This window comes from Flavisolibacter ginsengisoli DSM 18119 (assembly GCF_900129295.1).
GTDB lineage: Bacteria > Bacteroidota > Bacteroidia > Chitinophagales > Chitinophagaceae > Flavisolibacter > Flavisolibacter ginsengisoli.
Genome location: NZ_FQUU01000011.1, coordinates 21,216 through 45,018, shown reverse-complemented (window position 1 = coordinate 45,018; position 23,803 = coordinate 21,216). Strand labels below are relative to the sequence as shown.

Sequence of the window (23,803 nt, the reverse complement as noted above, 5' to 3'; positions counted from 1 at the left end):
GCAGTATATAACCCCTCGTTTAAAGAAGTACAGGAACAAGGTATGTTTTATATTTATATTATTACCTGACAACAAGGAAAGTTTATAAAAATCAAAATGCCATTCCAATATTGAATGTAAGCGGGATTTTCACCCCTGCATTTTCCGGGAACAGGTTGCCATTGGAATAATGGCCGATATTGACCTCAACATTCAGCTCACGGTTTTTTCCTGCAAACAAACCCATGCCCATCATATCCTGGAAGGTAAAATGTTTACCGGTGGCATTACCGTCAATCTCTGTTTGGGAAATAAAAGTTGGCCCCGCTACCGAGTACATAAAATACAGATCGACAGGTTTTGTCCTGATGGCAGTAAAACGGAACAAGGGATATACCGATAAGGTGTAAAAATTCTTTTGCTCATCCCTGCTCTTCCAATAAGCTAAGCTGCCTCCCAGGTCAATGGAAAATACTTTGAGGGTATGAAAGAAATTGCGCTGGTAGCGTACAAAAACGCCTTGTTTTGCGTTTGCATCCCCTCCCCAAAACACAGGGAAGGTTTTGCCTGCAAAAAAATCATTGACACCATAACCCCATGCATTAGTGGCAAGGCCTACCTGCAACAGGTGTTTTGGGAAAAAATAGCCGGCAGTTGCATTTCTGCGCACAGTTTCGGGAGGAAGCGTATAAAATTTATATTTAAACCCCGGGCCAACATACAAAGTATGTGGTTGTTTTACACCTGAATTTGATGGCGAATAAGCTGTTGTAAGCAACAGGTCCCATTTGTTGTTGAGCCGGTACTCAAGACCGGCACCGTATAACATATAAGGGTAATTGGCATCGGCAATTACCGTATAGCCGTCCATAATAAATCCTTTACGTGTTACAATACCCAATCCGCCCTCCCCAAAGATGGAAAGGTTCTTAATCAATGGTACTTGCAGCTTTGCGGTCAATCCTGCCACATTCATCCACACGGTTTTATCGCTCCGGCTTCCATTGATGTTTTTATAATTCACCCATAGCACGGGCCTCATGTATGTTATTTGTGCCGACAGGTACTTGTTGAACTGGTGTCCAAAAAGCACCAGTCGTACACCAACATGAGGGATAGAAATCACATCAGCCTTGTAGCCTGCTTCCAGGTTCAGGTTGGAAAACGGGTAGGTAATATACCCGACACTCACACTAACATAAGAATCGGAAAGTAAAAGAGGGTATTGTGTACGTTGATAAGGCGAATCTGTATTGGCTTTTAATACCTCTTCCTGGGCGTTAGCCGTCATTGAAAACAGGCGCAGTACTAAAAAACCAAGCAGCCTTCTCATAAATTGGTTTACTCAAATTTAGGTGATTGGCATTGATGACAGAGGTATACCAGCATGAACAGTTTTAACCATCCGCCCCGCAAACTGACCCCCATGGTCACAATGACACAAAGTGTACCGGTTTATGGCACTGGAGGCCTGCCTTTTTAGGGCAGGGAATGACCAACCCCTACCCTTGCAGCTTTCCAACCGCCAATATTAACCCGTCCGTAATACGGATCTCACACTAAAGGTAAACTCATCTTCCTTGCTCATACGGCAGGTACGTAAACACCTTGTCCGGGAGCAGAAAAGAGCAAGATGGGATAAGGTCCCGGCTTTTAGAACCCGGGGTGTTATATTCTATTCTTTTATAACTAAAGTGTTTTGATAAAGAACTAATCTGGTTCATTAGGAATATGTCCATGGGCTTAGATTAATAAGCGTGTATTGATAAACGTTACTATAAAGTAAAACATAGACCTGATTATCCAATAGCCAGATTGAACTGCTGCATTTGATCAATGTTTAAAGTAAACAAACTATTGTACAGTTTTAATGTATTGCGTTTTATCCAATCCTTATAATGCTATTTTATAGAAACTATAAGATGAACAATAAATCAACTTTCCAGCTATCATATAAAAGAATTCTTTTTACATAGCATCAACATAAGGATGATAGCCATCATTACATAGTTTGACATCTGTCATTTTACAGCGGAATAGCAATTCCTATTTTCATTTAGTATACACAACATTATTGTGCAATTGCAGGCCTGTATTGATTCTCTCCCACTCTGATGATTTAATCCTGCTTTATCAACTATAAAAGATATTCCTATCCCTTTTGTTTACGCTTCTGTTTAGCACTCTATAAAACTTCATTATTAATTTTTAAATACTTACAAATGAAAAAATTCAACCTTGCTGTAAGCCTCTTACTTATATCCATGGTTGCCTGCGGTCAAAGGGGTGAGTCTGTGAATCCTAAAAAGGACCACCAGGAATACCAGGGCTATACCATCCGGCTATTACCTGCCATGAGTGGCAGCTATGGCTATGAAATTGTAAAGGATAAGCAATTAATCGTGCTGCAATATCGCAATCCGTTCACAGGATCTCCGGATGGACTCAATAGAAAAGAAGATACCTATAAACTGGCACAATGGCAAATACGTCAACTGGCAACAGGTAAATCATGGGGGCATGGAATGCCCTTAGCCCAGGGAAAGGAATTAAAGCTGCCGCCAGCTCTTCTGCAAAAACTGCAAATGCAAGGCAGCAGGGGTCCGTGGATCAACCAGCGCCTGTCAAAGAAAGTGGCTGAAGAGCTACAAATCAATAACAATTAATGGATTGCTTACTTAAACATTTCTGATATGAAAAAGATATACTTATGCACCATAGCGCTGCTGACCCTATTCTTTGCATACAGCCAGGATGGCGCCTTAGACCCGGCTTTTGCAGGAAAAGGTTGGACAACAACAGAATTTACCCGGGGCAATTTTTACTATGAATCCGGCAGGCAGGTATTCCTGCAAACAAATGGAACCTATATGGTGGTTTTCAACATTAACGGCTATACCATTCTTGCCCGTTACCTCACTAAAAACAATACATTGGATATCAGTTATGGTACTGATGGCTATTCGGAACCGGTACACCTTGAATATGCGGCGGCTGCCCAGCAAACTGATGGCAAAATTGTCGTCACAGGTCTTTATAATGTAACCGGAAATTTGGATTTTGGTCTTGCCCGCTTCAATATTGATGGTTCACTGGATAATAGCTTTGGAATAAATGGCTTGCAAACAACAGACTTCTATGGTGATTGGGACTGGCCATTTGCCATCGCTATTCAAACAAGCGGCACCATCATCGTAGCTGGACAGGCATACAGTACCGTCAGCAACTCATATGATTTTGCACTGGCTGCCTATACTACTAATGGAGTTCCGGATGCCAGCTTTGGTACGGAAGGAAAACAAAGTACAGATTTCTTTGGTGACATGGACCTTGCTTCAGCCATAGCCATTCAAATCGATGATAAGATAGTCCTGGCGGGCCAGGCTTACGGCGGGGAGGGTACTACTATAGATTTTGCACTTGCGCGCTACAATACTGATGGCTCCCTGGATAATAATTTCGGAGTAAATGGAAAACAAACTACGGATATCTTAAATTATGCTGATTATGCTTTTGCTATAGCCATCCAATCTGATAACAAAATAGTGGTAGCAGGACAGGCTTCTGATAATCTCAGTAACAATGATGATTTTGCCATAGCCCGCTACGATACTTATGGAAATTTGGATCCCAGCTTTGATGGGGATGGTAAGCAAACAACTGATTTTCTAAATGGTGGTTATGACCGTGCGTTAAGCCTTGCCATACAAACTGATGGCAAGATCATAGCAGCAGGCCAGGTGGGTAACAATGCCACAAATAATTTCGATTTTGGACTGGCCCGTTATACCACGGGTGGGGCTTTAGACGCCAGCTTTGGTACTGGAGGCAAACAAATTACTGATTTCTTTGGTGGACAAGACTATGCTTTAGGCCTTGCTATACAAAGCGATGGCAAAATTGTTGCCATAGGAGAAGCCTATAACACCAACAGGAATACTGATTTTGCCCTGGTACGTTACAATACCAATGGTACCCTGGATAACAGGTTTGACAGGGATGGAAGACTAACCGGTTATTATACTGCCGGAGTGATGTATTTTACTGCGTTGGCGATACAAAATGATGGCAAAATAATAGCGGCAGGTACAGCGTATAACGCGAACTATAATGGAGATTTTGCCCTGGCACGTTATAATACAAATGGTACGCTGGATAAAACATTTAACCGTACCGGCAAACAAACCACAGATTTCTCAGGGAATGATGATTACGTGCGTGCTATAGTTATCCAACCAGATGGAAAAATAGTTGCAGCAGGAGCTTCCTCTATGCCTAAGCCATCTGATCCAGAATCTTATTTAGCAGATTTTGCCCTGGCCCGCTACAATTCAAATGGATCAATCGATAATAAGTTTAACCGAAACGGAAAACAAATCACGGATTTCTTTGGTGATATTGATGAAGCCTATTCTATTGCCCTTCAAAGCGATGGCAAAATTGTTGTGGGTGGTCGTGCTTATACTACCAATGGTAACCGCTTTGACTTTGGCCTGGCACGTTACAATTCCAACGGTTCTTTAGATGGAACATTTGGTACGGCTGGCAAGCAAACCACGGATTTCACAGGTTATGATGATTATGCCCATGCCCTTGCCATTCAAAGTGATGGTAAGATAGTAGTAGCCGGAATGACCTATAATAACACCAGCTATTATGATTTTGCTTTGGCCCGGTACACTACAAACGGTTCCCTGGATGGAGATTTTGATGGAGATGGCAGGCAAACGGTGGATTTTTTTGGCAATTATGATGGTGCTCATGCTATAGCTATCCAGGGTGATAAAATTGTTGTTGCCGGCGAAGTGTTTAACACTAATGGTACCAATTATGACTTTGGCCTGGCCCGTTTCAATAAAACGGATGGTTCTTTAGATGTCAGCTTTGGTGATAATGGTAAACAAACAACTGATTTCCTGCTTGGGGAAGATTATGCCAGTGCCATGGCGCTGCAAAGCGATAACAAAATAATTGTAGTGGGAGGCGTGTTTAATTCAGAAAACGGAGGTTATGATTTTGGAGTGGCCCGATATACTGCCGATGGTTTATTGGATGCTGGTTTTGATGCAGATGGTAAACAAACCAGTGCTTTTTCCGGAGGTTATGATATTGCTTATGCTGTAGCCATACATGGTAATGATATTTATGTAGCAGGATCAACAAGAGGACCAGTTGATAAGGGTTTGGTTGCAGCCTACACAACCAGCACCATCGCAGGCGCTTTACCAGCCATTACCAGTTTGCCAGCCAGGGAGAATGGACTAGCCCCTGTTCTTTCGGTGAAAGCCATGCCTAATCCGTTCACTACTAGTTTTACCCTGCTGTTGCATAGTGCGAACAATAGCCCCGCTACCATCAGCATTACCAATGCGGGGGGACAACTCATGGAAAGGAAAACAAGCTTTGCTGCAAACAGCCTGCAGTTTGGAGCTAATTATAAGCCTGGTATTTATTATGTAGAAGTTGTGCAGGGAACTGAAAAAGCAATGGTAAAACTGATCAAGCAGTAAGGAATATTAAAATATAAGGAATGAAAAAGGTAGTACGATGGTGCTACCTTTTATCAATTATATTGAATAATAAGATCAGCAACAATCCTGGAGCACACGGTCATGAACAATTACAAATGTCATCCATAACACAACCAGGATGGTTAGCAAATTAATAAGGGTGAGTGCAGTGTAATAATTTCCTTGGAAATCATTGGACTTTGCCATTCTTTTTTTAGCGAACCACTTCGAAGCTATTGGAACCATCGCCAGTAAGCATAACACAATGATCCCAGGGTAAAAACCAGTGACCTTGAAAGTATAAATTTTCGAGGCTTTTTTGGCATAGTATGCAATATGTTTAACGGTCCGAATTATAGTACTGGTATATCTTCGCACCACTTTACCTATGATAGCACCTACATCAATGTTAAAAGAGCTTTGCCAGCTAATGATTCAATTGTCTGATTTCTTACTCCATCGGGGTAATCAGTTTCTTTTACCAGGTCATAAAAGAAAGGGACCAAAGAAACATTTTTTTATACTTCATCTTTTCTTACTAGTTAGTTTTTGCTCTCAAGCACAAAACAGTGTAAAGATCATTGTAAAAACTGAAGACAATAAATTGCCTTTAGCCAGTGCATCAGTTTTCATTCCGCAGTTGAAAAAGGGAACGATGACAGACAGTTCAGGCAGTGCAGTACTTACAAACCTTCCCATTGGAAAAGTTCAAATTGAAGTTTCCTTTATTGGATATACCACAATAGAAAAAATGATTGCAGTTCCCTCTGCCAAAGAGGTAGAAATAATGCTTGAAGAAGCTGATGAGGAAGATAATCCCAATATTATTATAACTGCTACGCGAACCGACCGTTCTATTCGCAATACACCAACAAGAGTTGAGGTAATTGCAGGAGGAGAAATTTCGGAGAACATAAGTATGCGTCCCGGCGAAATCAAAATGCTGCTAAATGAAACAACAGGCATCATTACTCAACAAACTTCTGCTATCAGCAATACCGCCGATCTGCGCATACAGGAACTGGCAGGAAGGTATACCCAAATATTACGGGATGGTTTTCCTTTGTATTCAGGCATGTCAGAAGGATTAAGCCTGGTGCAGATCGCACCGCTTGATTTAAGGCAGGTGGAGATCATTAAGGGTTCTTCTTCTACCTTATATGGCGGGGGAGCCATCGCCGGACTTGTTAACCTGGTAAGCAAAACACCCACAGAGAAAAGAGATTTAAGTTTTCTTGCCAATGCAACGTCTGGCGGCGGACTTGATCTAAGCAGTTTCTTTGGGCAACGGTTTAAAAAATTTGGCCTTACCATCTTTAGCTCACGCAATACTAACCAACCCTACGATCCTTCCGGTATTGGTTTTACGGCCATTCCAAAGTTTGCACGGTATACCCTAACTCCCCGTTTATTTTATTATGGCAATAAGACCAATGTAAATGCCGGGATAAGCTATATCACTGAAGACAGGCTTGGGGGCAATATGGATTTCGTAAAAAATGGCAGGGCTGGATATTATGAAAAGAATAATTCTGACCGCTTTACCACTCAATTAGGCGTGATACACCGGTTCAACGACCATACCTCTCTCAACATCAGGAACAGCTACAATCATTTTAAAAGAATAAGCTCCAATCCATCTTATCAATTTGACGGACTGCAGCAATCTTCTTTTTCAGAAATAAGCATCAATGCAGGAAAAGAGCAGTTGCAATGGGTTGGTGGCTTAAATCTTTACACAGATAAGTTCAATGAAACACTTCATTCCAGTCATCCCTTAAGAAATTACCATCACAGCACTGTTGGGGGTTTCTTACAAAGCACCTGGTCGCCTGCCGGGGTCTTTAGTTTAGAAGCAGGTATCAGGGAAGATCACAATTCCCAATACGGATCTGTATTGTTGCCCAGGGTTGCTGCCCTATTTCATTTTTCAAACAGCTTCAGCTCCCGTATTGGTGGTGGTTTAGGTTATAAGCTGCCAACTCTATTTACCGAAGAAACTGAGGAAAGGCAATACCAGGATGTCTTACCCATCGATGAAGATAGGGCCAGTTATGAAAAATCTGCCGGGGCTAATATTGATTTTACCTACACGACTTCAATAGACGAAGTAAGGCTCATGATCAATCCTTTGTTTTTCTATACGCGCATCAATCATCCCCTGGTATTGATTCCAACCGGAACTCAATTTCAACTGGTCAATGCCGGAGGGTTTACCGACTCGAAGGGAATGGATGTATCCTTTCGTTTAAGTCTTGATAAGATCAAATTCTATTCTGGCTATTCTTATACAATTGCACAAAATCATTTCAACGGGCAAACGACTGTTTACCCTCTTGCTCCCCGGCACAAACTTCATTTTGACCTGGTATATGAAATAGAGAACAGCTTACGCGTGGCGTTCGAAACCTATTACACCGGCCCTCAACAGCTTTCTGACGACACTAAGGGAAGGAGTTATTGGTTAACCGGTGCGCTCATTGAAAAAAGCTGGAAACATTTTTCTTTATTCATCAACGGGGAAGACCTGAACAATGTAAAACAAACCGATTGGGGTGCTATTTACAATGGACCAGGCACGAATCCGACATTTTCAGATATATACGCTCCGCTGGAAGGAAGAACTATTAATGGGGGGATAAAGATTATGCTATAAAATTCAGCCCTCGCATCTCCCCTGTTTGTCAGAAAGGCAAATGGCCCCCGATTAAAAAAGGAGCGCGCCTGCCTTAAAAGGAAGCCTATTTTATATCATGAAAATGTTGTTAGGTTTACTTATTCTCTTTTCTACAAATCTTTACCCGCGTGTCTCGCTAGGCTCCAGGCCAACTGATGCGCGGGAAGAATACCTTCATAAAATCTTTTTACACGCACGGTTACATTTCCCTCTCCTGTTCGTACTTATTAATAAGACATTGAATCATGGCATTAAAAAATGAATGTAAAACTTCTGCATTAATGACCCCATCCCGGGCTAAAACTGTATTTTCGGCAAAGCAGTACCTGAAATATGCTGCTTCATGAAAACATCCTTTTATATATTGTCCCTTACCTGCTTCCTGGTCTTTGCCTGTAAAAAAGAAACAGCGGTAACCCAGGCAGAGCACCTCAGTTACAGCGACTCTGTATTTTACTTGCAGGCCGGCAACTATACCATATCTCCAAAGAGTGCAAAACCAGGCAGCTATACTGCCTTCACTGACAACCTGTTGATCGATAATGCCACAGGCACTATTACCATAGCCCTTAAAGGCAGAGACGGACAAAGCCAGACAGGACTCAAATACAAGATCAAATTCAGGTCTTCCAACAGCGACCAGGAAGACTCCACCTATATCACCATCTCGGGGATCAACTATTTAGATGCCTTTCATTACCTGTCGCAAAACGATTCCATTATCAGTCCCACCTATAATGCGGATAACAGCTTAGCCTTGCCATCGGGTAATTACGGTATTGGGTTGGATAATAAGCTGGCCATCAACTCAGCCAATGGACAGATCAATGTCAATGAATCCATCAGGAGAGGTTTTTTTGACGACCCTTCACACAGCAGCTGGAAGCAGGTCACTATCAAGTATGCCATCAATGACAGGAGCAATGCAGTGGAGAACCAGCTGGATATCATCCTGTACCGCTATAACAGCCTGGCTGATGTGCCCACCAATGTGAGTGGACTGATGCAGGCACACCAATCTTTATCATTGGGATTGAATACCAGGGCCATTCCTTCCACTCCTGCACCCGTGGACAATAATCTGTCGAGTGACTTATCTTTATCCAAACCAAGACCGCCTTGTATCGTGATCATTGGGCACTAAAATGAAATTTGTTTACTGTTTACTTTCCTGCGTTTTTTTGTTCCTGCTTTTACACTGCTTTTCACAGGCCGGTAACCTGCCGCCTTCCATATTGGCACAATACCAAAAAGCCAACAGGTATTATAACGAAGCCTTACAATATTCCGCTGATGATAAAAAAGAAGCCAGGCTCAATCAACTGGCCTTGCAGGAATTTCTATCGCTCCTGTTTCATATTAGGAAAAAAAAATCTACCGCCGATACCGTAGAGTTTTTTTCCTGCCTCAAGATAGGGGAACTGGAAAGCTATTTCGACAGCACGGAAAATGCCCTGAAATATTACAACCAGGCGCTGGGCATGCAATCAGGCCTGCCTTTTCTACCCGACTCCTTCTTTTTCAAATCTTATTTGTTTGCCGGTCTCATTTACTACCAGCAAAGCCAGGCTGACAGTGCTGCCAGCTATTTCAAAAAAGCGGAAGCCATACACGATCAGTATCCTCAACAGCTTTTGGAGAGTGAACGCCTGTACAATTTGCTGGGCGCCATCTATTACGAGTCAGGCAATTACTACCAGGCAAAGAATTATTTTTTAAAAGCTGCCGAAGCCTTATCTAAAAGCCATTCTTTTTACAAGGGCCTTTATGTGAATTACCAGATCAACCTGGCCACGGTATTATTTAAATTAGAGGAATATGATACAGCCAGCAAAATCTACCAACAGCTTCTGCCCTATCATATTTACCAAAACGAGATCTATAATAACATCGGGTTGATCCATCTCTATACCCATCAACCGCAAAAGGCTATTGAGTATTTTAGTAAAGTGCAGTACAGTAATTTTTTACAACTGGGATTGCTGAATGATATGGCCAGGGCTTGCCTTGATTTAAAAAATTATCCTGCTGCCATGAACTACCTGCGCCGGGCCATTGATCAAAACGGGGTTTATTATAAGAATAACCGGAATAAACACCTGGGGCGCAGCTATCAATTGATGGGCGATCTTCATAAAGAGTCAGGGAAATATCCGGAAGCCCTATCCTATTATCAACAAGCCTGCAACCAGCTGTATCCTTCTTTTAGGGATACCTCCATCCATGCCCTTCCACAACAATTTTCGGGTGTATTTTCTTACATCGACCTGTTTCAGGTGCTGGTGGCTAAGGCGGAAACCTGGCATTTGCGCTACCTCCAATCACTCAACCTCGAATATGCTGAGGAAGAATTGAAAACCTATCGGTCTGCTTTTGCACTGGTGGCCTACGTGGAAAGGACATATGACAGTGACCAGGCGAGACTGTTCCTGGGAAAGATAAAATACGCCATCCATTCCAGGCCCATAGAGATGGCCTATGAGCTGTATACGAAGACCCGCAATAAAAAATACGCGGAAGCACTCTACCAGTTTGACCAGCAGAACAAGGCAACTGTGCTGGCCTTTAACCAAGAGTTCTCGGCACTGGCGCAGCATAGTAACCTGCCAGTTTTAAAGGAAGTGCAGGACCTGAAAAGAAAGATCACGGCATTGTCCATAAAAGCCAACCAGATGACTGACAGCCTGGACCTGGCTAGGACAACAACTACCATCCGCAACCTGGAAATAGAGCTGGGAAAGAAACAGGAGGAGCTGGCAAAAAAGATCCATTTGCCTGTTAGTAATGTGCAGCCTGTCAGCGACCAGCAGGCTAAAGTACTGGATGATGAAACGGCCATCGTTTCTTATACGCTTTCAGAAGACAGGCTGACCAAAACAGTCATTACAAAAGATTCTTTTACATGTTACCAGGATACCCTCCCGCCAGTTTTTCATCAGCAGCTTCAAAGTTATATTCAATCCCTACTGACCCCTTCCGGTACTTTCGCAATGGGGACATCAAAAGCTTTATATACATACTTGATCAAGGGTATTGATAGTAAGGTCAAACACCTGGTATTCATCCCAGACAATGAATTGTGCTATCTGCCATTTGAATCACTCATAGACCAACAAGGAAAGTATTTGATTGAGAACCATTCCATTCAATACCAGTATTCCACTAACTTATTGAAAAGATCAGGGGCAGCGTTCAGCCATCACCAGACCCTGTCCTTTGTACCATTTGCTTCCCGCGCAGGACAGGCATTCGGCAGGCTACCCAATTCCTTGTCCGAGGTTTCTGGTTTGCGCGGAGAAAAATTCATAGATACTGCCGCCACTAAGGAGAACTTTATTCGCCACCTGCAGGATCACAGGGTCGTTCACCTGGCCACGCATGCCGTGGTGAACAATAGGGAAAACAACTTCTCCTACATTGTTTTCTCTGGCGCAGATAGCACGCAAAGCAGGTTGTATGCAGGCGAGATATACAACCTTCCTTTAAAAAATACAGACCTCGTCATCCTGAGTGCCTGCGAAACAGGGGCGGGTAATTTCATTAAGGGTGAAGGGGTGATGAGCCTGAGCCGGGCATTCAGCTATGCAGGCTGCTCCAATATAATAACCACCTTATGGAAGGCCGATGATTATTCCACCGCCTACCTAAGTAATAAGGTGCATGGATATTTAGATGAAGGACTTTCTATAGACAAAGCCTTGCAACAAGCCAAGCTGGATTACCTGGCTGATAAAAAGATCAATCCCCGGTTAAAGACTCCTTATTACTGGTCGCACCTGGTATTTGTAGGTGATGTGGCTGAGAGTCGATCGTTCGCCTGGAACTGGGTGATCATTGCAATAGCCATTGGACTCTTTATTCTCCTGATACTGGCAATAAAAAGGTCCCGAGCTGGCGGGAGCCGTTTCTCATAGGGTTTAAGTTAAGGCATTATTGAAGTTTCCTGACCTTCTCCACCAACTCCCCAGAAATGTTTTCGTGGTAGGGATGATTGGCATCATTACGGATGATTCGCATCATGCCCAGTGCTTCGGAATAGTTCTTATTTTTCAAATAAGCCAGGGACAAATAAAACTGGGCATCCTTTGCAAAAGGACTGCTGGCATTCACCTGTTCCAGCCAGGTTATCGCCGTAGGCAGGTTGCCAGTCTTGAGATAAGATATTGCAACCAGGAAGCTATCCTTTTGCGAAAGGCCTGCTTTGCTGGCATCTTTAATTACATCATTGTAAGCCTGGGTCCTGTAATCATTCTCTACCAGACTGGCATTGTCACCTGCTCCGCGTACAGAGGACAAGGAATAATCTACAAAGGTCTCATTATATAATTTGCCTGGCGTATTACTTAGGTACCTGAAGGTTTGTATACCGATGAAAAGAATCAATACCGCCGCAGCCGCCCCGATGGTATAGCGTAGCACCCTGCTGATGCCAGTTACTTTGGCTGGTGACTGCTGCGTTTTCAATTCCTTCATCATTTCCTGGTGGATGGTGCTTACCCTTTCTCTTGTTGCGGATTGCCTTACTGCTTCCACTGCTACCCGCAGCGACTCCACCTGTTCTTTCAAGGCAGGATCCTGCGTCATTTGCTTTTCAAACGCAGCTTGTTCTTCCGGGTTCATCAGCCCATCCAGGTAATTGATGATGGTTTGGTTGTTATGTAAAGATTCATCCATTGACAAACTGTTTTAATTGTTCATAAAGGGTTTTATCGCTCCGTATCATTTCCTCCAGCGCCTTTAAGCACTTGTATTTTTTATTGCGAACTACCTGTTCGTTCTCGTAGTGCAGGGCACCCAGTATCTCCTTCATAGGCAAGTTCTCGAAATAAAAGAGCACCAATATCTTTTTACAGGTCTCGCCCAGTTGATTGAGAGTTGCCATCAATCTTACTGAAGCTTCCCTGCTCTCGATCGCCAGGCTGGATGATAAATCCTGCTCCTCTTTTACCTGCTCATATCTCAGCTCCCGCAATTGTGCCCTGCCTCTTTTTTTCAGTTCATTCAGCCAGAGGTTGCGGTTGATAGAATACAGGAAGGTTTTTATGGAAGACTCACCCCTGAACTTGCCCGCTTTGACCAGGTTAATAAAGGACACAATCACCTCCTGGAAGATATCCTCCGCATCCTGTATATCACCGCTGTTATTGAGCACATAAGTAGACAGGAATTCAAAATGCTGCCTGTATAAGAACCTTATGGAATTATCAACTGATTCATTATTCAACAAATTGCTTAACAACTCGGCGTCACTATAAGATCCTGTCCGGCTATCCATTATTAGTTTATATGCAGGTTTGAAATGTAACCTTGAAATGGGAACATTTTATAAAAACATCGCTTTCCGAACGAAAATACCCCGTAATAATAAATTTTTGACTGACATGGTTACATTTCAATGATCTGCGATGACTCATAATCATTAAACCATAAAACAATTTGTATGAAAACAAGAGCAATCATCTTATCAGCCATAGTAACAGTTGGCTTATTCAGCTGCAAAAAGAATGTTGACAGTGTTAGCATCAGCAATGCTGGGCTGGACTTTCAATTAAGAGCTACCAACCCCAGTTCCGTTGTGGAACGCACCTCTGCCACCATCACCTGGGAGGCGGGTTTTGTCAATGCCAATTTGATCAAATTTGAAGCCAGGCAAAACGGCCAGGAGACAGAATTCAAATCCAATGTACAAAAGCATGTGGACCTGTTTGGAACATTGTCCACCATTGGCACCATCAACCTGCCAACAGGTACGTTTGACGAAGTGGAGTTTAAAATTGTTGCGGCACCCAATGGCAATGAGCCCGCATTACAACTGCAGGGCAGCGTGAATGGCGTGCCGGTAGTATTAAGAGTAGACAATACGCTCGAGATCAAATCCGAGCAATCGCAGGTTACCTTAGGCGGAGCAGATGTGGCCCTGAATACGATGAACCTTTCACAGTTAACGTTCGGGCTCTCCGCGGATGATTTTGCAAATGCCACGCAAACCAACGGGACCATCGTGATATCATCCAGTTCCAATCAGAATCTTTTCAATGATATCCTTGCTAACTTTCAAAAACACCACGAAACGGAGGTAGAGGTACACCACCATCATTGAGCAATTTCCTATGAAAACCAAAAACAGCCGTGAGGCTGTTTTTTTATTGTATAGGGTTTATCGATTGGGTGCATAGTAGCACCGGCCCTGATCACCTAATCGGCTAATTTCCAAGCTGAGAAATCTTAGAATATCACCATAGCAAAAGCTGAGGATCGTTTACAGGCTAATAGAAAATTATAAATTCCGAAACCGAAATTCAGAAAGTTCTTTGATGAGAATTTAAAGTAGTCTAATTTGACATTATGAGTAATAATGATGAGTTATATACAGGCTGCCCGGTTCAGTATGCCAGGCAATTTATTGCAGGTAAGTGGCAAATGGGTATCCTGTGGAATTTAAGTAATCAACCCCTGGGCTTTAGTGAAATAAAAAGCAAACTTCCGGGCTTATCAGATAAAATACTTACACAGGAACTGGACTTTTTTCTTGAGAAAAAAATTATTACCCGTAACACTTTTGAATATCAAAACTCTAAATCCGAATATGCATTATCACCCATAGGGAGGAGTTTAATCCCTATCATCAATTCAATAGTGGAATGGGGTTATTTAAACTTACAAGATGAACAAGTCAGTAAAGAAATGAGCATGACACCGTTGCCTGCCATTGAAGCTATAGAAGATGGAATAGCTCAGAGAGACTAATCGTTTTTTTACTTACAGCTTTGGAAACACAACTCCATATTTTGAAGCTGTTGCAACCAGCTTTTGAATATCAGGCGGCCCTTGAGGAAGCGGCGGAAGCTGCAATTCTTCAGCAGGTTTGCTCATTTCAATAAAATAATTCTCCAGCCCTCCAGGCGTAAGTAAAATCAATGTTTCCAGTTTTTCAGACTGTATTTTAAATGAATGCTGAATATTTTTAGGCAAAAACATAACATCTCCTTGTTTTGCCTGGAAACTTTGATGGCCAACAGTGTATACCACTTCGCCATCCAGTATTAAAAAGGCTTCGTCTTCTTTGGTATGGGTGTGAGGCGGGGGTTCAAGGCCTCTGCGTTCAGTGGCACGAAGCAAGGCGTACTCACCTGCCGTTTCTTTTGAAGACAGGAGTACTGACATAAAATGACCTATATACCAATAAGAGTTTTCTTTCGTCCTGCTGGCAAGCATAGGTATCAATTGCGCTGCTTCATTTTTGATATTGGCAAATGCGTTAGGAACAATGGACATGCCCGTCATTACTCCCAATGTATTTAAAAATGCTTTTCTGGTTGGCATAACTAGTAATGTTTGGTTTCTGAGCAAACCTACAAGCTTACTGTTTCAAAACACCTGGGTCTTACCAATAGGTAAGTTGCTCTAAATACTTGATGTGTAAGGTTTATTATCTGCACATTAGGCTAACATGGTAGAGCACAGTTTTCCATAAAAGATTTCTAGTTTTGACGAAACAAGATTTGATCCATATGACGCTAACTGAACTGGAAAATACAGTTGACATTTGGATCATTGCTTTACAGAAATATGATGTATCTGTGCTGCAAACTCAACCTGACTCGGATAACTGGTCCCTTGGACAGGTTTATTTGCATATCCTTAATGACACCAACTTTTATATGGAACAGGCCGGGATTTGCCTCTCTCATAAAGAAAACCAATCAGAAAAGAAGACGGAATTTGCAGCCCTGTTATTTTCAAACAATGGATTTCCTGATGAAAAGATTGAAGTTGATCTGCTTGCCAATCGAACCATACCGCAACCAACCAACAAAGCTGACCTGGTGGAACAAATGGAACAACTGAAGGCCAGCTTAACCTCATTATGGGAAAAGGTTTCGGAAAGCAGCGATTATGGAAAAACAAAGCACCCGGGACTTGGCTATTTCAATGCAAGGGAATGGCTTGAATTCGCTGAAATGCACATGCGGCACCACCTTCGACAGAAACACCGCATTGAGGTCGCCATTGAAACTTGAAATGCCAAAAAAAATATTGTAATTATTTGTTGCGGCCGGGGGTGCAAGGGCCCATTAGTGGATTTTTAATGAGAAGTATATTTTTATTCAAGGCCAAAAGGTTTTAGAATCACGCGTGTCACTTGCAGGAGACTAGTCCGGGATAGAAATACTATATTAGTTAGTGAAAATGCAAATACAGTTTCAGCATATTGAGCCTCATTTTCTACTCAAAAACTACATTGAAAAAATGTGGCTGTTCAAAACCAGCGGACGAATGCCCATGGAAGATTTGAAATTGGTTGTGCCGAACGGAAACCTCAAGCTTACCATTTCATACAAAAACGGAATTGTTGCGTCAATGAAAGGAAAAACGTTTTCGTCAAAAGAACACGACATTACATTGACCGGTTTAGTTGATGTGCCTGTAATCTTAGACACAGAAAAAGATGTGGAAACGGAAACCATTGGTATTGAATTTCGGCCGCAAGGCGTGTATCGTTTCTTTCATTTTAATTTGAACGAAATCAAAAATCAAATTTATTCTTTAGATGATTTGTTAGGTAATAGAGGAAAGCAACTAACTGAACAAATTGCCAACGCCGCATCTGCAAAGCAAAAAATGTTTTTGGTACAACAATTTTTGATCGATCAACTTTACCGGAAGGATGAAGATTTAATTTTTGAATATTGTGTAGAAAAAATAAATTCCTCAAAAGGAAAAATTACAATAAAGGAATTGGAAAAGAAAACGGGTTACAGTACCCGCTGGCTCAATATAAAATTCAAAGAAAAATTAGGTGTAAGCCCCAAAAATTTATCTTCTGTTATTCGCTTCAAGCATTACTACCAGGCTATCGTAAACGGAAAGGAAAAATCTTTCCTAAAAAATGATTTTTACGAACTGTATTATGACCAGTCACATTTCATAAAAGACTTTAAACGCTTTACCGGATCAGTACCCACAAAGTTTGAAAAACAAATAAACAGCTTTGGTGAAAGCTATTACAAGGCATAGTACTTCCGATTTTTACAATTTTACATGTATCATTTTGCCTTGTTTTACAATCAATTTAAAATAAACAGGAAAATGGAGAATAGAGATTATGCCATAACGGTTGAAGTTGCAAAATCTTCACAGGAAGTTTTTGATGCAATCAGTGACGTGACAAACTGGTGGAGTAAGGACTTTGAAGGTAACAGCACAAAATTAAATGATGAGTTTACCATTAACCACCCTAATGCACATTATTCCAAACAAAGATTGATTGAAGTGGTTCCCAATAAAAAGGTTGTTTGGCTTGTTATCGATAGCAATCTAAACTGGATTAAATCCAATAAGCAGGAATGGACAAATACAAAAATGATTTTCGAGGTAAACCCAAAAGACGACAAAACTGAACTTCGCTTCACACATGAAGGACTTACTCCGGATAAGGAATGTTGTGCGATGTGTGTAAAAGGCTGGGACCTTGTTGTCGGAAATTGGTTGCTTCACCTCATCAGCACAGGTAAACCATCAATAGATATGGCCAAAGCAGCAGAAATTAGAAATCAGGCTGCAAAAGCGAATGCAAGTTTCCATAGTAGTATTTCAGCAAACATTTCAGCCAAAGAAGCATTTGAAGGAATTTGTAAGGTAAATGAATGGTGGGGAAATATTGAAGGAGAAACCGGAAAACTAAACGATGAATTTATTTATCGACCCAATGATACCTGGGTAAAATTCAAGATCACAGAATGTAATGATAGGAAAATTATATGGCATGTTACCGACTGCTACTTGCATTTTCAAACTAACAAAACTGAATGGACAGACACTGAGGTAATTTTTGAAATTGAAGAAAAGGGGCATTCATCCCGGATAAATTTCAAACATCTGGGCTTAATTCCTGAAGTTGAATGTTATGAAAATTGTATTAAGGGTTGGACCCATTATTTTCAGGGTAGTTTACTACAACTATTAACAACAGGCAAAGGGCAATTGAAATAAAGCGCTGACCTGGCTAAACAGATCATTTAGCTACCCTCCCCTGGTTTTGTTGTCGGAGCCCCACCTAAAATGAAGCCGGGATCTTTCAAGGTGCTTATGGTGCAATAGGCATTGCTAATTTTAGTTACAGATTAACGTGGCCTCGTTTGCCTGTTAAAGAGTTCCATTGGGCGTTTAACAATGCCCTATCTCCTTTCAATTTAAGTAAGTACCTTAAGTACAGCAGCTCCATAGAAGCTCCCTATCAACGCCCTTCCAGAAGCATAGATACTGCGTGACCACCACGCAGTATCTATATCGTAAATAGCTGGTTACTATGCTGTTGACTGCCTTTATCTAAGAAGGAAGCCAGGCTCTTTGCAGAAGGTGAATCTTCCTGTTCACACCATGGCTATAAACGCCAAACCTAATAACCCGAGTTTAAGCATGTGACTGATCAATAACCGGTAAAGGCTGTTTATCACCTTGTTAACTTGCCAACCTGTCAACGGGTTATTCCTTATACCCCCCCATCAATCTTTCCCATGACCCTTTTAGACCCTTTTCCGGCAAAAAGCGGCAAAAAGCGGCAATTCCGGCACCTGGGCTTTGATGTACTTATACTTTTTTCAAACTTGCAGCCATAAAATCAATTCTATATGGCAAAGCAAAAAGGATCAGTGAAGGCTAAGGGAACAGTTGATGGTAACCTGAACTTTTATAAAACAATTGCCTGGGGTTACCTGGCAAGGCTGATTCCAGGTGTGGATGCAAAACGCTTTCGGGAAGATCCTGCCTTTGAAGGAAGCAGGAAGAGTGCCAGGCGCTTTGGTGAGGGCAATATCATGTGTTCCATTATCTACCGCTTTGTGCCTCAAAAAAGAAGGTTCAGGCATTTGTTTAAACAGGTAAGAACCATAGCCATAGTCTGCCTGAAGCATGACATGTCAAAAGCAGATGTTTTCAATGCCATTTATACCTTCCTGGAGCAAGAAAAGCGGATCTCTCTTACAAGGGAGCAGTTTGATGTATTGCTTGCTTCCTTTGAACAGGAACTGGCTGAAAGGCTCAATGAACCAAAGGAAGAAAAGGTAAAGAAATCAAAGAATAAGCTGGAGCTCATAGTTACAGCCCCCCTGCAGCAAGAAGACAATGAATTCTTAGCACTTCATATGGATGATTATGACTGGAAGGTAAGTTTTGAAGGAACGTTTCCTGATGATTACCAGGTGCCTTTGTTTTTACTACAGCATGTTGCCTGAAAATGAAGTAACAGGTAATAGTATGGTTACAGTTTTAAAGAAAGAAAACTGTGGTATTCTGACATTTTAAGTAAGCATAATTGAATGGAAAGCTTTCATGCAGGAACTTTCTTATTGGCTACCGTTTATAACAGTAGTTCTTCCGCGCTCCTATCCGCTTCTATACTTTTCCTGGTCGTATTAAAAAAACAACATCGAACAAATAAATGCCAGGTTTGACAGTTGATGTTCTAAAGTAACCAATTATTGTCCGGATCCGAAATATTGCAGATTTAAGTTCACCTGTAGATTGGTTTCCAAAAAGGCAAAATGTTTTATTATGATTCAATTAATTTTTTCCCTTTGCTCAGGAAATATTTCCATCAACACCCAATCCATCAACCATATCAAAATCAGCTTTCTTTTTGATTTTCTTCTTCAACTTATTAGCCAACACGAAACAAGCTATAGACAGGTAAAACAAAAAGCAATAGCCAAAGAAGAATGCTATTTGATCGGGAAGCTGTTTATCAAATAATTCCTTACGTTCATTTCCTTCCACAACTAATAATTGAAAAAAACCTGCCAATTGGAAGAATAGGAAGATGTAACCAAGAATAATTAAAATTATACGTATAGTTTTCATGAGGTTTATAGGCTAGTCAATCTTAGTTAAATATACAAGTATGGCATATTTTTCTCAATTATACAATGTTTTTAAAGTTGTAAAAGTATGTACATAGTCGTTACCCAGGCATTTGTACAGCAAACTTCCATGATCAATGGTTATAAAGTCAACAAAATGAATGGCATTTCCATTTACCAATTCCAAATATTAATTTAGTCCTCCGTACTACTTAACAATGGAAATCATGAAACCTAAACTACTCTTACTGCTGTTCATCCTCATCCTGGCCGGATGTAGCACCTCCAAACAGGGATGTCCCGGTGCCAGCTACCAGGGTCCAAGGTATAAAGCCTCCAAATTCAGTTGGAATTAAAAAGCCACCCACCCATATTAGGTGAATGGCTTATTAAAGAGGCATACGAATTACTATTCACTCACCATGCTTGTTTGACAATTTTGGTCCAGGTCTTTACTTCGCCCTGTGTTAATTGCACATAATAAATTCCCGGCCGGTACGCAGCTCCTAATTCAAGAGGCTTACCTGGAGTGATATTCCTTTTCTCCACAACCCTGCCTGAAACATCATACACCACCAGATCAGTCAATGATCTGTTTACTGCAGTGTACAAAAGCGTAAAGCTTGAATGAGTTGGATTTGGATATACCTGGATGCCAACCGCATTTTCTTCCATTTGTTCATCTGAAGCATTACGTTTTGTTATGGAAGCATCATGGCTACAATTGCCTAACCTTGAGCCATTATTTAAATGTGCCGCCACCGCATTGGCACCCACACAAATGGTATGGGCATTGGAAGGCCTTCCCGGAGGTACCTGGCAGACCAATACCTTATCCATTTTATTGCCACAACGTACATCCACCACGTTTATCAATTTGCTCATGGTTTGGCTACAACCCGAAGCATCAGTCACTGTAACAGAATAGGTTGTTGCCATAGTGGGTGATACGGTAACCGATGTTGTCACTGCTCCATTGCTCCATAGATAAGTATAAGGTTCAGCCCCACCTGTTGACTGGGCTTTTAAGGTGATGGCTCCTGCAGGTGCATAACCCTGGTAAACCGTATTGGAGTCCACGCCTCTTTTCATTGTAATGGCACCTGGAATATTAACAGTCAGATCACATCCCAACTGGATGGCAGCGAGCATACCTAATTCACCTCCATAAGTGGTTTTTCCGGCTGCATATAAACGATTGCCCTGTATGGAAAGACTGTGAATTTCATCTATACCCCATCCCAATTCTATGACCGCTTTACCATCGGTAGAAAAGCTATTATCCAGGCTCCCGTCTGTATTCACCCGCGCCAGCGCCATATCTGTTAAAGGCCACCCTTTGGCATAGCCGCCAATGATCAATTTCCCATCGGGCTGCAACACGATCGACGTTGCCTGTTCATTACCGAGGTTAAAATTAATTTCCAGGTTTCCATCTTCTGAAAAACTATTATCCACAGACCCATTGCTGTTAAAACGCTCTATCCAGAAATGATTATCTTTTATCCCTACCACTACTATCTTCCCATCAGGCTGCAGTAAGCCATCTGTTGCTGCATTTGAAAATGTGCCGTCCCCGGTTATTACCATTCCATCTCCGTCAAAGGAGAGGTCAGGTGAACCATCGGGATTAAACCGCGCCAGGACAATTTTACCTGTTTGCGCTTCTCCTACAACCATCAATTTCCCATCAGGTTGTAAAAGCAAGCTAACCACCCTATCATCATCTGATCCGAAATCTACCGTCAACATGCCATCACCGGAAAAAGTATTATCCAATGTACCATCACTGTTATACCGCACCAGTGCCATATCAATGCCACCGTTAGTTGATGCAGTGTATCCGCCAACAACTATTTTTCCATCGGGCTGGATAACTAAATCTGTTGCAATAGTATAATCCCGTATTTTCATTAACAGTTGGCCATCACCGGAAAAACTATTATCCGGGCTACCATCCGGATTGAGGCGGATCACCGCCATATCAAATTTGCCAGTGCTGCCATTCCAAAAATAGCCGGCCACTACGATCTTGCCGTCTGGCTGTATCGCAATGGCTTTTGCTTCTGCTCCACCCATTCCAAACTTGGGCATGACTACTCCATCACCTGAAAAACTCATGTCATAACTACCATTCTTATTGTACCTGATCACAATGAAATCCAGTGCTTCAGGAGACATCTGGGTGACACCTGCCGTAATGATCTTTCCGTCCGGCTGCACGGCAGAAGCCTCATAAACAGTCCTGCTGGAATGTTTAAAATCTTTTAGAATGCCGGCTACTCCAAAACTATTATTCAGCGTACCGTCTGCATGGTAGCCAGCAACCGCAATGCCCATTGAATAACGATAAGTACCTGCGATCATGATCTTACCGGACGGCAGAATAACCAGGGAGGAAGCTGAAGCGCCGGCTGTGGATTGGTATTCATTCACGCCGGGTATGTCAAAGCCATCACTAGAAAAGCTGTTATCGAGGTTACCATCGGCAGTATACCTTGCCACAATAAAATCCTGGTACGCATAGGTCCTGGCAGCACCTGCTACCACGATCTTTCCATCTGTTTGCAAGGCCATGGCATTGACCAGGTCATCATTATCCGTCATTTGGCTGATCTGTATGCCATCACCAGAAAAAGTAGGATCCAGGGAACCATCTGTATTCAGCCTGACCAGCATAAATTGCATAACGTTGACGTTATTAAGGGTGAATCCTCCAGCTATGATCTTACCATCAGGCTGTATGACTATGGCCTTGGCTACGCTGTTCCATCCATTAACAATAAACTGGAATCCATTGAGTCCAAAAGACAGATCCATATTGCCATCGGGCAGGTACCGGGCCAGGGCCATACGGATCACGCCTGACTGGCTGAAATAACCTGCTATCACGATCTTACCATCAGGCTGTATGGCTACTCCATTAGCACCTGCCGCACCTATGAGGTTGGTCTGCAGTTTACCATCACCCGAAAAGCTGTTATCAGCAGTACCATCGGAATTGAAACGCGCAAGAGCTATCCTGTCCCTGACATTATCATAGGTGCTGCCCACCATTACGATCTTACCATTAGGCTGTAGTGCCATTCCAAAAAAGGAATCGTCAGTGGAAGAAAAATCCATCGTTACTGAGCCGTCACCTGAAAAGCTATTGTCAAGGGTGCCGTCGGTATTGAACCGGGCCAGGGCAAAATCCTTTTTATCAGAAGTTTGCGTGGTACCACCAATAATGATCTTTCCATCTGCCTGCATTACAGCTTTAGGCTCCCGGATAAATACGGGAACTGAATAGCCACCCTCTCCATAGGCGGAATCTAAAGCACCATTTGTAAGGCGATGGGTTATGAGCGTTTGCTTGTTCATTGCAAAGACCAGGTAAAACGACCCATCCGGTGAAAGCAGTATTTGCTGGCATTGGTTGTCATACATGATCTCCCTGCTTCCGAAATCTGTTCTGACGATGCCATGATTACCAAATGAAGGATCCAGGTTGCCGGCTTGGCTAAAGATAGTTTTGAATAATGCCGTCAGGATAAGCACCATTACTATTTTTTTCATGACGTTAATTTTGATTGATATAATAAATGATCAAGCTCCGGTTAACCAGGAATGGAAGTATAAGCTTTGTATATAGTTTGGTATAGCATACGGAATTGAAAGTTCCGCCATACATATGATTCAACCGATGACCGGCAACAGAAATACCAGTGATATCCATCAGTAGGAATGAAAAAGTAAACCTATGGACAAGATATAAAGGAGGGCTGGTTAAATTTTTA

19 protein-coding genes are annotated in these 23,803 nt (G+C 42.1%); 13 read left to right on the top strand and 6 right to left on the bottom strand.

What is annotated here, in order from left to right; all coding sequences use genetic code 11:
• Nucleotides 1-91: 91 nt before the first annotated feature.
• Nucleotides 92-1,312 carry an acyloxyacyl hydrolase gene (locus BUA53_RS13130; protein ID WP_072835846.1) on the bottom strand — a complete coding sequence of 407 codons (1,221 nt, stop codon included), beginning with the start codon at nt 1,310-1,312 and terminating at the stop codon, nt 92-94.
• An 889-nt stretch (nt 1,313-2,201) separates the two neighbouring features.
• Here BUA53_RS13130 and BUA53_RS13125 point away from each other — a divergent pair.
• The 6 genes from BUA53_RS13125 (at nt 2,202) to BUA53_RS13100 (ending at nt 12,080) form a co-directional block, all read left to right on the top strand.
• Complete coding sequence (locus tag BUA53_RS13125; protein ID WP_072835845.1) at nt 2,202-2,645, top strand: hypothetical protein; 444 nt, start codon at nt 2,202-2,204, stop codon at nt 2,643-2,645.
• 27 nt (nt 2,646-2,672) lie between these two features.
• Nucleotides 2,673-5,489 carry a T9SS type A sorting domain-containing protein gene (locus BUA53_RS13120; RefSeq protein WP_072835844.1) on the top strand — a complete coding sequence of 939 codons (2,817 nt, stop codon included), beginning with the start codon at nt 2,673-2,675 and terminating at the stop codon, nt 5,487-5,489.
• A 20-nt stretch (nt 5,490-5,509) separates the two neighbouring features.
• Nucleotides 5,510-5,644 carry a hypothetical protein gene (locus BUA53_RS21670; RefSeq protein ID WP_262494402.1) on the top strand — a complete coding sequence of 45 codons (135 nt, stop codon included), beginning with the start codon at nt 5,510-5,512 and terminating at the stop codon, nt 5,642-5,644.
• 275 nt (nt 5,645-5,919) lie between these two features.
• Nucleotides 5,920-8,145 carry a TonB-dependent receptor gene (locus BUA53_RS13110; protein WP_084080062.1) on the top strand — a complete coding sequence of 742 codons (2,226 nt, stop codon included), beginning with the start codon at nt 5,920-5,922 and terminating at the stop codon, nt 8,143-8,145.
• A 364-nt stretch (nt 8,146-8,509) separates the two neighbouring features.
• The gene (locus tag BUA53_RS13105) at nt 8,510-9,310 is read left to right on the top strand and encodes a hypothetical protein (RefSeq protein WP_072835843.1); all 801 of its coding nucleotides are present in this window, start codon (nt 8,510-8,512) and stop codon (nt 9,308-9,310) included.
• A gap of 1 nt (nt 9,311) precedes the next feature.
• Nucleotides 9,312-12,080, top strand: coding sequence for a CHAT domain-containing protein (locus BUA53_RS13100; protein ID WP_072835842.1), 2,769 nt, complete (start codon nt 9,312-9,314; stop codon nt 12,078-12,080).
• Between the two features lie 16 nt (nt 12,081-12,096).
• Here BUA53_RS13100 and BUA53_RS13095 read toward each other — a convergent pair whose 3' ends face one another.
• Both BUA53_RS13095 and BUA53_RS13090 read right to left on the bottom strand, forming a co-directional pair.
• The gene (locus BUA53_RS13095) at nt 12,097-12,840 is read right to left on the bottom strand and encodes a tetratricopeptide repeat protein (RefSeq protein WP_072835841.1); all 744 of its coding nucleotides are present in this window, start codon (nt 12,838-12,840) and stop codon (nt 12,097-12,099) included.
• On the bottom strand, nt 12,833-13,441 hold the full coding sequence (locus BUA53_RS13090; RefSeq protein ID WP_072835840.1) for an RNA polymerase sigma factor: 609 nt from the start codon (nt 13,439-13,441) through the stop codon (nt 12,833-12,835). Before BUA53_RS13090 ends, BUA53_RS13095 begins: the two co-directional genes overlap by 8 nt.
• 165 nt (nt 13,442-13,606) lie before the next feature.
• On the opposite strand from BUA53_RS13090, the gene BUA53_RS13085 reads away from it, so the two are divergent.
• Nucleotides 13,607-14,266: a hypothetical protein gene (locus BUA53_RS13085; protein ID WP_072835839.1), complete on the top strand. Its 660-nt coding sequence runs from the start codon at nt 13,607-13,609 to the stop codon at nt 14,264-14,266.
• A gap of 245 nt (nt 14,267-14,511) precedes the next feature.
• Entirely contained in the window at nt 14,512-14,913 is a 402-nt protein-coding gene (locus BUA53_RS13080; protein WP_072835838.1) for a winged helix-turn-helix transcriptional regulator, read from the top strand.
• A gap of 12 nt (nt 14,914-14,925) precedes the next feature.
• Here BUA53_RS13080 and BUA53_RS13075 read toward each other — a convergent pair whose 3' ends face one another.
• Complete coding sequence (locus BUA53_RS13075; RefSeq protein WP_072835837.1) at nt 14,926-15,489, bottom strand: cupin domain-containing protein; 564 nt, start codon at nt 15,487-15,489, stop codon at nt 14,926-14,928.
• Between the two features lie 164 nt (nt 15,490-15,653).
• Here BUA53_RS13075 and BUA53_RS13070 point away from each other — a divergent pair, with 164 nt between their 5' ends.
• The 4 genes from BUA53_RS13070 to BUA53_RS13055 all read left to right on the top strand — a co-directional run bounded on the left by BUA53_RS13070 (nt 15,654) and on the right by BUA53_RS13055 (nt 19,400).
• Nucleotides 15,654-16,187, top strand: coding sequence for a DinB family protein (locus BUA53_RS13070; RefSeq protein WP_245793118.1), 534 nt, complete (start codon nt 15,654-15,656; stop codon nt 16,185-16,187).
• A gap of 169 nt (nt 16,188-16,356) precedes the next feature.
• On the top strand, nt 16,357-17,184 hold the full coding sequence (locus tag BUA53_RS13065) for a helix-turn-helix domain-containing protein (protein ID WP_084080061.1): 828 nt from the start codon (nt 16,357-16,359) through the stop codon (nt 17,182-17,184).
• Between the two features lie 72 nt (nt 17,185-17,256).
• Nucleotides 17,257-18,159 carry an SRPBCC family protein gene (locus BUA53_RS13060; RefSeq protein WP_072835834.1) on the top strand — a complete coding sequence of 301 codons (903 nt, stop codon included), beginning with the start codon at nt 17,257-17,259 and terminating at the stop codon, nt 18,157-18,159.
• Between the two features lie 638 nt (nt 18,160-18,797).
• Complete coding sequence (locus BUA53_RS13055) at nt 18,798-19,400, top strand: hypothetical protein (RefSeq protein WP_072835833.1); 603 nt, start codon at nt 18,798-18,800, stop codon at nt 19,398-19,400.
• A gap of 346 nt (nt 19,401-19,746) precedes the next feature.
• On the opposite strand, the gene BUA53_RS13050 is transcribed toward BUA53_RS13055, so the two are convergent.
• Nucleotides 19,747-20,025, bottom strand: coding sequence for a hypothetical protein (locus tag BUA53_RS13050; RefSeq protein WP_072835832.1), 279 nt, complete (start codon nt 20,023-20,025; stop codon nt 19,747-19,749).
• A gap of 226 nt (nt 20,026-20,251) precedes the next feature.
• Between BUA53_RS13050 and BUA53_RS21665 the strand changes: the two genes are divergently transcribed.
• Complete coding sequence (locus BUA53_RS21665) at nt 20,252-20,380, top strand: hypothetical protein (protein WP_262494401.1); 129 nt, start codon at nt 20,252-20,254, stop codon at nt 20,378-20,380.
• A 61-nt stretch (nt 20,381-20,441) separates the two neighbouring features.
• Here the strand turns inward: BUA53_RS21665 and BUA53_RS13045 are convergent, their stop codons facing one another.
• On the bottom strand, nt 20,442-23,582 hold the full coding sequence (locus tag BUA53_RS13045; RefSeq protein WP_072835831.1) for a T9SS type A sorting domain-containing protein: 3,141 nt from the start codon (nt 23,580-23,582) through the stop codon (nt 20,442-20,444).
• Nucleotides 23,583-23,803 lie beyond the last annotated feature (221 nt).